13 protein-coding genes are annotated in these 13248 nt (G+C 67.8%); 4 read left to right on the top strand and 9 right to left on the bottom strand.

The window, feature by feature from the left end:
* Positions 1-57: 57 nt before the first annotated feature.
* Positions 58-1686, top strand: coding sequence for an HNH endonuclease signature motif containing protein (locus FOH10_RS30735; RefSeq protein WP_143983293.1), 1629 nt, complete (start codon positions 58-60; stop codon positions 1684-1686).
* A 49-nt stretch (positions 1687-1735) separates the two neighbouring features.
* Here FOH10_RS30735 and FOH10_RS30730 read toward each other — a convergent pair whose 3' ends face one another.
* The 3 genes from FOH10_RS30730 to FOH10_RS35090 are packed head-to-tail and all read right to left on the bottom strand — an operon-like array spanning position 1736 to position 3028.
* Positions 1736-1924: a DUF397 domain-containing protein gene (locus FOH10_RS30730; RefSeq protein WP_143983292.1), complete on the bottom strand. Its 189-nt coding sequence runs from the start codon at positions 1922-1924 to the stop codon at positions 1736-1738.
* A gap of 25 nt (positions 1925-1949) precedes the next feature.
* The gene (locus tag FOH10_RS30725; protein ID WP_342355935.1) at positions 1950-2069 is read right to left on the bottom strand and encodes a DUF397 domain-containing protein; all 120 of its coding nucleotides are present in this window, start codon (positions 2067-2069) and stop codon (positions 1950-1952) included.
* 59 nt (positions 2070-2128) lie between these two features.
* On the bottom strand, positions 2129-3028 hold the full coding sequence (locus tag FOH10_RS35090; protein ID WP_186000634.1) for a helix-turn-helix domain-containing protein: 900 nt from the start codon (positions 3026-3028) through the stop codon (positions 2129-2131).
* Positions 3029-3218: 190 nt separating this feature from the next.
* Between FOH10_RS35090 and FOH10_RS35085 the strand changes: the two genes are divergently transcribed.
* A complete protein-coding gene (locus tag FOH10_RS35085; protein WP_186000633.1) occupies positions 3219-3485 on the top strand; it encodes a hypothetical protein in 267 nt (88 codons plus the stop codon).
* A complete protein-coding gene (locus FOH10_RS35080; protein WP_157533565.1) occupies positions 3485-3805 on the top strand; it encodes a hypothetical protein in 321 nt (106 codons plus the stop codon). Before FOH10_RS35085 ends, FOH10_RS35080 begins: the two co-directional genes overlap by 1 nt.
* 111 nt (positions 3806-3916) lie before the next feature.
* Here the strand turns inward: FOH10_RS35080 and FOH10_RS30715 are convergent, their stop codons facing one another.
* The 3 genes from FOH10_RS30715 to dprE1 form a co-directional block, all read right to left on the bottom strand.
* Complete coding sequence (locus tag FOH10_RS30715) at positions 3917-6124, bottom strand: arabinofuranosyltransferase (protein ID WP_186000632.1); 2208 nt, start codon at positions 6122-6124, stop codon at positions 3917-3919.
* A 374-nt stretch (positions 6125-6498) separates the two neighbouring features.
* Positions 6499-7260: a decaprenylphospho-beta-D-erythro-pentofuranosid-2-ulose 2-reductase gene (gene dprE2, locus FOH10_RS30710; protein WP_143983289.1), complete on the bottom strand. Its 762-nt coding sequence runs from the start codon at positions 7258-7260 to the stop codon at positions 6499-6501.
* Entirely contained in the window at positions 7257-8714 is a 1458-nt protein-coding gene (gene dprE1, locus FOH10_RS30705) for a decaprenylphosphoryl-beta-D-ribose oxidase (protein ID WP_143983288.1), read from the bottom strand. The genes dprE2 and dprE1 overlap by 4 nt, the downstream gene beginning before the upstream one ends.
* Positions 8715-8788: 74 nt before the next feature.
* On the opposite strand from dprE1, the gene FOH10_RS30700 reads away from it, so the two are divergent.
* Complete coding sequence (locus FOH10_RS30700; protein ID WP_143983287.1) at positions 8789-9271, top strand: GtrA family protein; 483 nt, start codon at positions 8789-8791, stop codon at positions 9269-9271.
* A gap of 54 nt (positions 9272-9325) precedes the next feature.
* Here the strand turns inward: FOH10_RS30700 and FOH10_RS30695 are convergent, their stop codons facing one another.
* The 3 genes from FOH10_RS30695 to FOH10_RS30685 all read right to left on the bottom strand — a co-directional run bounded on the left by FOH10_RS30695 (position 9326) and on the right by FOH10_RS30685 (position 13248).
* Positions 9326-9943, bottom strand: a complete 618-nt coding sequence (locus tag FOH10_RS30695) for a pyridoxamine 5'-phosphate oxidase family protein (protein ID WP_143983286.1) — start codon at positions 9941-9943, stop codon at positions 9326-9328.
* Between the two features lie 358 nt (positions 9944-10301).
* Positions 10302-10955 (bottom strand): Crp/Fnr family transcriptional regulator, encoded by a 654-nt coding sequence (locus tag FOH10_RS30690; RefSeq protein ID WP_039808503.1) that lies wholly within the window; start codon positions 10953-10955, stop codon positions 10302-10304.
* 7 nt (positions 10956-10962) lie between these two features.
* On the bottom strand, positions 10963-13248 hold the full coding sequence (locus FOH10_RS30685) for an adenylate/guanylate cyclase domain-containing protein (protein WP_143983285.1): 2286 nt from the start codon (positions 13246-13248) through the stop codon (positions 10963-10965).

Raw genomic sequence — 13248 nt, 5'->3', positions numbered from 1 at the left:
CGCAGGTCAAATAGTTTTCCTGTTCTCCCGCAAGACAATTCGCGATAGAATGGAGATATGAACGGGGGAGGGGAAATTCAGGAGCGCGGCATCGCCCGCGATATGGTCGCCGTGGCGACCGCCGCGCTGAACTGCGATCTCACCCGCATGAACGACGATGATTTCGTCGCATGGATGCGCGAGGTGGAAACAGCACGTCGCCTACTGGATGCGTTGTCGCACAAGCTGGTAATCGAAACCTCCGACCGATCATTGGGCGAGCGGGCCGGTGTGGCGGGCACCCGGGAATTCATCATCGAGTCCTTGCGTATATCCCGGGCCGACGCCAATTCCCGCTACCGCATGGCCGAGAAACTGGGCCGATTCCACCTGCTCGCCGGACTCGACGGTGAAGTCGAACTGCCGAATACCGCACGCGCCCAATCCGATGGGGAGATCTCCGCCGACCACGCCCGGCAGATCATGAAGGTGATGAAGCGGATTCCGCACGCGGTGGAACGGACCGATCGCGAAGCGGCCGAACGAGTGCTGGCCGACACCGCCCGCAAGGTGACCCCCGACGATCTTCCCCGGGTGGGCGACGAGATCCTGGGCTACCTCGACCCCGACGGCGCGCTGTCCGACGACCGCGACCGCGCCCGACAGCGCGAGCTGCTGCCCGGCCGCCAACGCCCCGACGGCATGTCGCCGCTCCACGGCCTGGTCGACCCGACACTGCGGGCCTTCCTGGACATGGTCTTCGCGAAATGGGGACGACCGGGCATGAACAACCCCGACGACCCCGATAGCCCCCGCACCGCCGCCGGTGCCGTCGACCCGGCGCTGATCGAGGCCGCCGCCCGTCGTGACCGGCGATCGGCCGGGCAGCGCAACCACGACGCCCTCACCGCATTCCTCGCTTCCAGCGGCGGCCCGAAGCGGCTGGGCACTCATCGCGGCCTGCCGGTCTCGGTCATCCTGACCATGAATCTCGGCGACGTCGAACGTGCCCTGGGCATCGACTCGATCGTCGAGCCCGGTGACGCGGTCGCGCGCACGGCATCCGGCACCCGTATGTCGATCACCGAGGCCCTGCGCATGGCGCAGCGCTCGATCCCGACCCTGGTGGTGTTCGACCACACCGGAATGCCCCTGCATCTCGGCGGCAGCCGCCGACTCGCCTCCCCCTGGCAGCGCCTCGCCCTCATTGCCGCCGAACGCGGCTGCACCCGCCCCGGTTGTGACGCCCCGGCCGTCTACTGCGCCGTCCACCACAAACGCGAACACGCCGCCGACGGCCCCACCGACATCGACAACCTCACCCTCGCCTGCGACCCCTGCCACGCCCGCATCACCAACACCGACCAAGGCTGGACCACCCCCACCCCGCCACGCATAGACGGTGCCGCCACCACCGGGCTACCCACCACCGGCCCCGCCACCTGGATCGCACCCCACCACGTCGACCCCACCCGCACCCCACACATCAACCACCGCCACCACGGCGACGAACTACTCGCCCGCGCCCGCCGCGAGCTCCTGGCCGACTACACCCAAGCCGCCGAGCAGCATCGGCACTGGTTGACCGCTGCCGACACCGAGCCGAACCGCTCGCAGACCCCAGCGGCCGCCGACACACCAGGCCCGGACGCACCACCTCGCGACGGCCCCCGCATCTGCATCCGAAGACCGCGCCGCGGCAGTTGAATACCCCGAGCGTTGAACCCACCCCGTGGCCCATGCCTCCTGGGTGCGATCAGCCCTGCCAGATACCGCTGCCGATAAAGCTCTCCCACTGCCCCGGGGTGAACCACAGCTCCGGTCCGCCCGGCTGCTTGGAATCACGCACCCCGACAGCGTTTTCGGCGTGGCAAACTTCCACGCACTGCTTCCCTGCATCGGATCTGCTCGACTTGTACCACGCATCACGAGTTGGCTCGGTCATTCCGCGCACTCCTCAGCTATACGGCTTACCAGAGGCGGCTGGCGAGGAAGCTGCTCCACTGCTCCGGCGTGAACCACAGCTCCGGTCCGCCCGGCTGCTTGGAATCACGCACCCCGACAGCGTTTTCGGCGTGACAAACCTCCACGCACTGCTTACCGGTCTCGGATCGACTGGACTTGTACCATTCCCCCTTGATCGGCTTCCTCACCCCGCGTACTCCTTCGCCACCCGATTCACCAGATCTCTGGTGTCCTTCTCTGTCAACGCTACCGCCCGTAGTTGCGTAGTCGCCTGCCGATACTGATCGACAACATCCGCTCGTTCGGTGGTCATGGGGGCGTTCACTACGTCCAGGTACACCACCGGCGGCACCGTCAGCCCGCTTGCGCCACGCGGAAACTCCAACAGAGTGAAGCTCTGCACGATCAATCCTCGATGTGGTCCCACCCCGAAGGGCACCACGCGGACGCTGATATTGGTCTGCTCACCGACCTCCACCAGCCAGCGCAATTGATCCGCCATCACGGCCGGGCTGGCGGGCTGGTGACGCAAGACCGCCTCGGACAGCAGGACTTCCACCCGGAACTCGGCTTCGCTCAACCGACTCTGCCTGTGGGCCATCAATTCGAGCCGCCGTTCGGTATCGACCGGAGAGAGATTCGGCTCATCGATGAGAATCACAGCTCGCCGGTACTCAGGGATCTGGAGCAGGCCCGGCACGAGCACGAGTTGATGGCTGACCATTGCGTTCGCTGCCGATTCCAGCCGCAGGTAGTGCGGGAACTGCGAGACGAACTGGTCCGAGTACGGTTGCCAATAACTTTTCGAGTTGCCCTGGGCCTGGTCTGCCCTCTCGTGCGACCGCAGTACTTCCCACAGTCGAATGGCCTCCGCGCGCTGATCGCGATCTCCGCCGTAGAACTCGATCAATTGCTCGATCTGCGGGGTGCTCAGCCGCGTCGGCCAGCCTTCCTCGAGGCGCATGATCGTCTGGCGCGACGTGTCGATGTGCTTGGCGGCGGCAAGTGGCACCTTTCCGGCGGCTTTGCGCATCGCCTGGACGAATGCTCCGAAATCCATGCGGGCGACCGTCGTTCCGGCCATTTCGTCAGCCTCACTATCGTCCGAGTGTCCAGCGCGGACAGTGTCCACCATGGACACTCCAGCGTATTCCGTGGACTGTCCACACGGCGCGAATTCCGAGATGTCTACTGGTTCCACACCCGGCGACGACAGCGCGAATCCGCCGCCCGGTGGTCGGAATCCGCCGGTACGCACGCGAGGAGATCTGCGAATGTATTGGGAAGTCTGGATTGTGGGCTTGGCTGTGCTGGGTGCGCTCGTCTTCGTCTGGGCGATGCGCGGTATCGGCGAGGACTGGCGGGGGGAGCGTGATCTTCCCCCTTTCGTCCTGCCGTACGTCGAAGGCACTGGCAGCGTGGAGGTTCCGCGCCCACGTCGTCGTGGCGGCGTGCACCGTTGCGGGCGCGGCAGACATCGCTGCGGCAGCGGGCTCGGGCTTCGTGCGCCGGTGGTGGACGCTGCGATGGGGAACGGGTGATGTCCGAGTTCCAGCCGACCATGGGTGCTGATCGGGCGTATCCCAGCTGGGGCTCCTACCAGCTCGCCCGCCACGTCCTCGGAGCCCATCTCGGTTGCCGAGCGGCCGACTGCCCGCACAAAGGCCCGGCCGTCGAGGCTCTGATCGCGGCAGTCGACGCGGAATTGGGGGAGGTTCGCGCACTGGTCGAAGACGCGGTGTCCGCCGAACCTGCCGACGGTCCGCTCGCCCGCCGGTCGGCCGAGTTCGTTTCGCGCTTGGCCGCCGTCATCCGGCCGGTCGATCGCATGTCGACCGCGACGCCCGATTCGGCTCGATGACGCGGTGTGTTCGGTCGAACCGCCCCCACCCGGCCGACGAGGCGACACCGATATGAACTCCGGCCAGGGTTGACCCCCGTCTGTGGTCAACCCTGGCCGTGGTGCGAGTCGTCAGTGCTCCACGACCACCAGCGTGAAGGGGCCGATATCGGTCACGGTGAAGCGGGGGTCGTCGAACAGGGTCGCCGGGAAGGTCACCTGGTAGCGCTTCACGTTCGGCTGGTTCGGGTAGACGTCCTCGGCCAGGCGCAGGGTGTAGTTGTCGCCGGACTGGCGGAAGAGGAAAGCGTCGGGGGCGCGCCAGGGGGCGGTACGGAGGGCTTCGAGCAGTTCCTCGGGGGTTTCCAGCGTGGACCAGCGCTTGATCTCGTCGGCGCGGGCCGGGAAGTCCGCCAGGGGGTTGGCGTAGTGGGAGGTCAGGGCCTGGAAGCCGAAGTAGGGGTAGATGGACAGGAAGCTCAGGTCGGCGGTGAGCACCACCGATTCGTCGCGGGGGCGGCCGATCTGCTCGCGCAGGGCGGCGTCGATCTCGTCGTAGTACGAGACGGCCGACGGTGGCCGCTTGTCCGCGCGCACGCCGTCGCCGTCGGTATCGGTGTAGGCCGTGGTGATCTCCGGTGCGAGGATCTCCGGAATCTGCTGGCCGAAGCCGATCGCGCCCAGCACGGCCACGGCCGCCCCCACGGCCCGGAACCGCTCCGGCTCGTTCAACACCTGGTAGATCGCCCGCGCGCCCTCCACGAAACCGAACGCTCCCGCCGCTGCCAGCAGCACCATCAGCACCGGCTCCAACCGGAACGACAGCAGCGTGGTCCCGGCCGCCGTCACCAGCATGGACAGCAGGCACCACAGGTACACGGCCACCACGCCGACCGCCAGCGCCTGCGCCCGCCGCGAACTGCCCACCCGCAGCACCAGCCAGATCACGCCGATCAGGCAGAGCCCGCCCAGCAGCGAGAATTCGAACATGGGCAGCGGCAGCCGCGCCCCGCCCTCGGGCAGATAGTGGAAGGCGGTGCCCGAACTGGGGAAGCCCTCGTCGAGCACCCGCAGCAGGAACGGCAGCCACACCACCAGCGCCAGCAACCCCGCGACCACCCCGATCGCGGTCAGCCGCAACAGAATCGGACACAGCAGCCGCCAGACCCCGGGCACCTCCCGCTTGGTGCGCCGATGCACCCGCAGCGCGAAATGCCGCTGCCACAGCGCGATTCCGGCAGCGGCCACCGCCATCAGGCAGACCGCGAACACGGCGGCGGCGAAGTACAGCGTGTAGAAGGTGGCCGCTAGCCCGAGGAACAGCCCGGTCCCGACCACCGCCCCCCAACCGCCCGCGGTCAGCGCCGAACCCGCGGTCTTGGTCCCGGTGGTTCCGGCTTCCGTGGTCTTGGTCCCGGTGGTTCCGGCTTCTGCGGTCTTGGTCCCGGTGGTTCCGGCTTCTGCGGTCTTGGTCCCGGCGGCTCCGGCTTCCGTGGTCTCGGACCCGGCGGCTCCGGTTTCCTCGGTCTCGGTGCCAGTGGTCCCGGTTTCCGCAGGCCCGGAACCCGTCGCTCCGGAACCGATAGTCCCGTATTCAGCACCCCCGTATTCGGCGGGCCGGTGCAGCGCCCCCCAAGCCAGCACCAGCACCGGCGGCAGCAGCACGACGAGCACCGCGCTGTACGCCTCCGGCGCGGCATACGCCACCGTCACCGCCGTCGTGGCAGCGGCGACGGCAATGGCCCAGTCCGCCCGAATCAGCTCGGACCACAGCACGAGCGCCAGCGCCGCCGCCACGGCCAACGCGATGATGGCCCACGGCTTGAACGCCTCCCACCCGTCCAGTCCGAACAGATTCGCGAATCGCCCACCGGCCCAGAACCATCCGGCCGGATAGAACGGCGGCAGATCCACGTAGTTCATATCCCGCAGCGCCGCACTGTCGGTCAGCCGCGTCAGATACTGCGTCCGGAACTCCTGATCCACCGACAGCCCGAACAGATACAGCTTGGTAGCCCCCAGCGGCATCCCCAGCGTCACCGTCACGAACGCCGAAATACCGCCCCACGACAGCACTTTCGCCACCCACGGCCACTTCCGCGCCCGCACCAGCCAGATCGCCGCCACCAGCATGGCGACCGCGACCACCTGCCCCACCGTCGTCAGCGCCCGAGTCACATTGGACGAATTGAATGCGGGCCACTCCACACTCGCGAACGCCACCAGCCCGACCCCGGCGACCACCGCGGCGACCACGGCCGCGAGCACCGCCGCACCGAGCGCACCCCCGGCCTGCCGCGCCAGCAACGCCCCCCGCGTCCGCCCTTCGACCGTGCTCACCGATTCACCCCGCTCACGCCGCGCTCAGCCACGCCGTATGCCGTCAGCCGCTCGATATCGCGCACTCCGCCTCCGGATCCTCGGGTCACCACTGGTTGCCGCGCGTCAGCCTAACCGTCCGCCGCACGCGTACCACGTTTCCACGGCCCGGAACGAGAACTGCCGCATCTCCACACGAAGATGCGGCAGTCCGACCATGGCCGACGGGCACGGTTCCGCCGCGCGCCGAATACGTTCGCGCGCGGGTTCGCGACCCGATTCGCCGAACTCGACACGACACCCGGTAGGAACGACGCACGCTGCACCCGCCCGTGACCGGGCCTTGTCCCCGGAATCGACATCGAGGCGCGGCCCGCCGACGCGAAGACCGGCTCCTACACCGGCAGCTTGCGGAACACCGCGCGCGGGATGTGCCGCAGGATCATCATCACGTAGCGGAAAGTGCCCGGGGCCCAGACGATTTCCTTGCCCTTGGCGGAACCGTTGACCGCGAGCGCGGCCACCTGCTCCTTGTCCACGGTGAGCGGGGCTTCCTTGACGTGCGCCGACATCCGGGTCCGTACCTGGCCGGGGCGGATGACGGTGACGCGCGGCCCGTGCGGGCGCAGCGCCTCACCGAGGCCCAGGTAGAAGCCGTCGAGTCCGGCCTTGGTGGAGCCGTAGACGAAGTTGGAGCGGCGCACCCGCTCACCGGCCACCGACGACATGGCGATGATGCGGCCGTAGCCCTGCGCCTTCATCTTCTCGCCGACCAGCACGCCGACCGAGACGGCGGCGGTGTAGTTGAGTTCGGCGGCGATGACGGCCTTGCGCTGGTCCTGCCACAGCTCCTCGGCATCGCCGAGCATGCCGAAGGCCACGATGGCGACGTCCACGTCGCCGTGCGCCCACGCCTGCTCGATCACCTTGGGGTGGCCGTCCATATCGAGTGCGTCGAAGTCGACGAGTTCGACGTCGGACGCGCCCGCGTCCTTCATCTGCGCCACCGCCTGCTCGCGCAGCGGGTCGTTGGGCAGCGCCGCGAGGACGATGCGTGCGGGGGCCTTCTTCAGGTACTCCGAGCAGATCGCCAGACCGATCTCGGAGGTGCCGCCCAGCAGCAGAATGGTCTGCGGATTCCCGACCGCATTGATCACTGAAGCTCCAGCCTTCTCGCCATATCGGACATGAAAACGCCTGTGGGGTCGACGGTTCGGCGGACCTTGATCCACTCGTCGATCCGGGGGTACATCTTGTGGAAGGTCTCCGCGGTGGTGCGGGAGTCCTTGCCGGTGTAGAGCCGTCCGCCGAATTCCAGCACCCGCCGGTCGAGGTCGTTGACGAACTCGTTGAGTCCCGCCTTGATCGGGAAGTCCACGCAGATGTTCCAGCCCGGCATGGGGAAGCTCAGCGGGGCCTGGTTACCCGGACCGAACAGTTTGAAAACGTTCAGGAACGAGTAGAACCCGGACTGCTGGATGTCGACGATGATGCGCTTGAACTCGTCCACCGACTCCGGCGGCACCACGAACTGGTACTGCAGGAATCCGTTCGAGCCGTAGCCGCGGTTCCACTCACCCAGCATGTCCAGCGGGTGGTAGAACTGCGTCAGATTCTGCACCTTGCCCCGGTAGGTACCCGACTTGCGGTACCAGAGCTCGCCGATCGGCGTGAAGGTGTACTTGTTGGCCAGCCCGTTCGGGAACACGTCCGGCAGCGTGAAGAAGGTCTTGCCGTTGAACTTCAGCGGATCCTTCTGCAGCTTCTTCGGCAGCTGATCCAGCTTGGCCAGATTGCCGCGCGAGATCGCGGCGCGACCCAGCTTCGGCATCGGGCTGATGGCGTCGAACCAGGCCGAGCTGTACTCGTAGCGATCCTCGGACCCGTCGCTGTGGAAGGCGATGGTGTCGTCCAGCGTCGGCGTGACATCACCGTCGGCAATGAAATAAGCCGTCTCGGTGGGCGTCATCTCGATGGTGGCCCGCAGGATGATGCCGGTCAGACCGCACCCGCCGACCGTGGCCCAGAACAGCTTCGCGTTCTTCTTGGGCGTGATGTGGTGCACGGTGCCGTCGGCGGTGAGCAGCTCCATGGACCGCACGTGGTTGCCGAAGCTGCCCGCGCTGTGATGGTTCTTGCCGTGGATATCCGAGCCGATGGCCCCGCCCACGGTGACCTGCCGGGTGCCCGGCAGCACCGGCACCCACAGGCCGAACGGTAGCGCGGCCTTCATGAGCTGATCCAGGTTCACGCCGCCGTCGACATCGACCAGGCGGGTGGCGGCATCGATCTTGTGGATCTTGTTCAGCGCGGTCATGTCGACCACGAGTCCGCCCGCGTTCTGCGCGTTGTCGCCGTACGAACGTCCGAGCCCGCGCGCGATGACGCCGCGGCGCAGATGTGCGGGCTTGGCCTCGTTGTCCTCCGCGACCATGGCGACCGCCTTGGCGATCACCTCGGGATCGGACGTGGAGAGGACTTCGGATGTTGTCGGTGCGGTGCGACCCCATCCGGTGAGCTTCCGGGTCTGCGTCGGCAGTGCGTACGCTCCCTCGGAGGCCGAGCTCGTCTCGGCGGCACCGGCGGTGGTGGTCTGAGCTTTCGTGGACATCGGGATAGAGGCTACAGGCATAACCGCCCATCGGCTGGTGCCGTTACCTGTGCGCGGCATTACCCTTCTGCTCTGTGACCGCGGAACCCCACCTGCCCCTGCCGCCCGAGCTGCCCCTGGTCGACGAGCCGGGCGGTACCGATGTCGATCTGAAGACCCAGATCGTCCGCTTCACGCTGACCGGCGGCTTCTCCGCGGTGGTGGACTTCGGGCTGTACGTGCTGCTCATGAGCGTGGCCGGGGTACCGCGCGATATCGCCAAGGCGGTCAGCTTCATCGCGGGCACCACCACCGCCTACCTGATCAATCGCCGCTGGACCTTCCAGGCGCCGCCGAGCCGCAAACGTTTCATCGCGGTGGTGGCGCTGTACGCGGTGACCTTCGCGGCGCAGGTCGGCATCAACGCGCTGCTGAACATCGTGCTGCCGGAGATGAAGGTCGATGTGGCCGGTCACACATTCACCGGTGCCGTGCTGGTGGCGTTCGTGATCGCGCAGGGCACGGCCACGGTGATCAACTTCATCGTGCAGCGCGCGGTGATCTTCAAGATCCACTGAGCCGGGTAGCCTCGCGGTGACGTCCGGGACGGCGCCCGGACCCGCGCTACGGCATCAGTACTCGACGAGCGCGCGCGCCTCCTCCTTGGTCCGGAAGTAGTCGCCGCCCTTGGCTCGGACGTTGTCGGTGCCCCACTGGCGGGGTTCGCGGGAGGCGGGCACGAGATGCGGTATGTGCTTGCGGCAGTGGATGTACGCCTCCTCGACGTCCACCACCACCCAGCGTTCGATGACGCGCCCGCGCTCGCCCTCGGGTAGTCCGTCGATGTAGCGCCGCATGAGCGCGTCGTCGACGATGCGGGCGGAGCCGTTGATGTGCAGGCCGATGAGGTCGTGCACGAAGTCGATGAGCAGGATGCCCACGTGCGGGTTCTCGAGGATGTTGCCGAGGCTGGCCATCACCCCGTTGCCGCGGTATTCGGGGTAGGCGACGGTGTGCTCGTCGATAACGTGGAGGAAGCCGGGCTTGCCCGCCCGGAAGCTGGTGTCGCACTCGCCGTGCTTGTCGGCGGTGGCGATGAAGGCCATATCCATCCGGCGGATGAAATCGATCATGTGGGTATTGAGCCGGTCCCGCACTTGATCTTCGTAGAAACGCTCGGCGCGATCCTGTGTCCCGTAGCGTTCCTGTAGTTCGCGTTCGCCATCGCTGCCGCTTCTGATACCGGGCATTGTGCGCCCCCTCTGGTAGCTGGAGTCCGGATGGGAGAGGCTCGGCCGCGAACTTCGGCCATCCGAAATGCTATACGGTTTAACTATTTTGGTGTGGCGAATGGCTGAAACGACGCATTTTCCCTGGTAGGGCTCGCTCGACTGCCGCCGGTCAGACCTTCCCGTGCGAGGGTCCCCCGGGATGCGGGTTCTCACAAGGGTTCGGAACGGCTTAGCTGCGGGTGTGCTGATCACTCAGCTGGACGTACGTCTGCGAGTTCGGCTGTGCGCGCGAGTATTTCGCAATCCTGAATTGTCCATTTTGCATAGTTTTGTCCGGGTTGGCCGAGCGTTAGCCCCCTGGAAAAGGACCGAGAGGTCAGTTTGCTTTGCGTTCCAACGCCATTCGATCCAGCACCGTCACCGACCCCCGGCTCAACCGCACCACCCCCGCGTCCTCGAGTTCGCGGAGCACCTTGTTGGCGGTTGCCCGCGTCGTGCCCGCCATGGACGCCAGATCCTCCTGGGTGAGCCGAATCTGCGGCGCCCGGCCCGGATCGCCGTACACCCGCGCCAGATGCGACAGCCGCCGCAGCACCCGCGTCTCCACCGGCAGGTACAGCGCCTCCAGCACCGCCGCGGACAGCCTGCGCACCTGCGCGGCCAGCGAGACGGTGAGAAACCGCTCCACCTGCGGATGATCGGTGCGCAGCCGCTCCAGCCGATCCCGGCTGAGGGTGAGGGTCTCGGCGTCGGTGACCGCCACGATGGTGGCGGTGCGGCGCGCGTCCGGACTCAGAATCGCCTGCTCGCCGAACATCTCACCCTGACCGAGGATGGTCAGCGTGGCGGTGTGGCCCAGCGGCGTCGTCACCCGGACGATGAGTTTCCCACTGGTGATCAGGTGCAGGCAGTCCCCGGGATCACCCTCGTGACAGACGATGTCGCGCCGCCGGAACTTGCGCGGCGTGCACGCGGCGACCAGCTCCCGTCGTTCCGCGGGGGACAGCCCGTCGAACAGTTCGAATTCCATCTCACCCTCACCGCAGTGCCTCGAGTTCGTACACCGTCACCGGGTCGCGTTTGCCCTTGATGTCGAAGGCCCCCCGATCCCGGACCACGGCCCGGTCACCGAGCCGCGTTCTGGTCAGCGGGCCGACCACCACCGTTCCCGGTTCGGCCAGCGACTCCAGTCGCGCCGCCAGATTGGTGGTGTCGCCGATGGCCGTGAAGTTCCGCATCTGCGGCGCTCCCACATTGCCGACCACGGCCGGACCCGTATTGACTCCCACTCGAAACATCGGCCAGTCGTCCCGATGCGCAACATCCACCCGCTCCCGCACCCCCGCCACGGCCCGCTGCAACGCCAGCCCGGCCCGCGCCGCCCGCAGCGCGTGATCGGGTTGCCGCACCGGCGCGTTGAAGATCGCCATCACCGCGTCGCCCACGAACTGCACCACCGTTCCGCCCTCGGCCAGGATCTCCGGAACGATCGCGGTGTAGTAGGTGTTCAGCATCCGCATCACCTGCTCCGGCCCCACCCGCTCCGCGAACGGCGTGAACCCCCGCAGATCCGCCATCAACACGCTCACCTCGTGGATCTCACCGCCCAACCCCGCCTGCGACGGATCCGCGATCAACGCCGTGGCCACCGCGGGCGACATGTACGACCGGAACAGCCCGTCCAATTGCTGATACAGCCGCGCGTTCTCCAACACCACCGACGCCTGCGCCGCGAACGACCGCGCCACCGCTTGCTCCGCCGCACCCAGCGGCACCGGCTGTCCGGGAGCCTGCGCACCGGCAGTCCCGGGTGCGGTGGAACCCGCTGTGTCACGACGGAGTCCGGTGGCGTTCAGCGCCCGTGTCACCGCGCCCGGCGAGTCATCAGGCCCGGCCGAGCCCGGAGACAGCCGCTGCCCGCTCGGCGCGGGCCGCCAACCGAACCCTCGCCGTGCGTCTGAGCGGCCGTGTCCCGTATCGGTTGCGGCAGGATGGTCATGCCGAATATCAGGCACGCCCGTGCCGTGCACCGGCCCGGCGACCTCGGTCGCGGCCTTCGCGGGGGCGGCGGTGCGTGCCAGTTCCAGCACTCCGGCATGAAACCCCTTGACCATCAGGGGAAACGCATGCGCGCCGGGGTTGGGTGGCCCGCCGTCCTCGAAGTGCAGGCGGCCCCGGCGCAGCACACCGATGCGCACGGTGTCGCCCTCGAAGGCATAGGTCGCCAGACGCTGGATCTCGGCGAGCAACTGCTGCTCGCCGCGGATCACCGAGGAGCGTTCACCGACGGCGACCAGTGCGCCCAGGCGGCGCACCTGTTCGCGTTCGCTGCCGACCGCGCGAGCGCTCTGCTGGAGCACCGCCACCTGGCGTTCGGTGAGGCCGAAACGGCGGGCGAGCTCCTGGCCGACCGCACCGAGTGGTTCGGCCGCGGCGACGCCGCCGCTGGCGCGCTGGTCCAGGGCGGCGACCATCTCCTCGAGCGCGCGGGCGTAGTCGCGGTGGATGGCGTCCAGGGTGCTGCGCAGCGTCACGCTGTCGAACAGGCCCCGCGCCGACCCCTCCCGCACGAAGGTCAGGTGGGTGCTGAGCGCGATGAGCGCGAACGCCACCCCCAGCAGCACATGCCACTCCCACCACGACACCCGCCAGCTGCGCCCGAACCCCACCGCGAACAGCGCCTCCGCCAACAGCACGAACGCGGTGAGCACGCTCAGCACCACCGTGCCGCGATTGCGGTAGTACAGGTAGGCGTAGCGCACCGCCGCCACCAGATAGCAGGCCGCGCCCACGAACACCGCCGCCACCAGCGGCCCCTGCGCCTCCGACGGATCGGGGACGGCGTCGAAGGGCGGCACCCGGGTCAGCGACAGCAGCGCCCACACCACCATGAGCGTGATGGGCAGCGCGGCGAGCAGATCCGTGTACCGGTGCACCCGCGCGTCCGGCGGATACTCCACCGCCGAGGCCAGGGCCGCGAAGCCGCCCAGCACCATGCCGACCGGCACCGCGGTGGTGAACCCGACATTCGGCGCGGACAGAATGATCCCGGGCGTCGCCAGTGCGTGCAACCCCAGGAATCCGGCGTTCAGCTGGAATACCAGCGACACCAGGATCAGCCGCATATCCCGATGCGCCCGCGCGGCCCGCAGCAGCAGCACGCCGAGGACCAGCGCCACCACGGCCGCGCCCAGGATCAGCCAGAAATGCACACCGTGGTGCTGGAATTCGTGATCCAGGTGCGGACGCGCCACCAGCACCCACAGGCCGAGGGCGGGCAGGCTGACATGCACCAGCCACAGCAGTATCCGGACGGGTGACAT

This window comes from Nocardia otitidiscaviarum, from assembly GCF_007362295.1.
In the GTDB taxonomy this organism is placed as follows: Bacteria; Actinomycetota; Actinomycetes; order Mycobacteriales; family Mycobacteriaceae; genus Nocardia; species Nocardia otitidiscaviarum.
The sequence above is the reverse complement of the archived record's forward strand: the minus strand, read 5'-3'. Positions and strand labels throughout refer to the sequence as shown.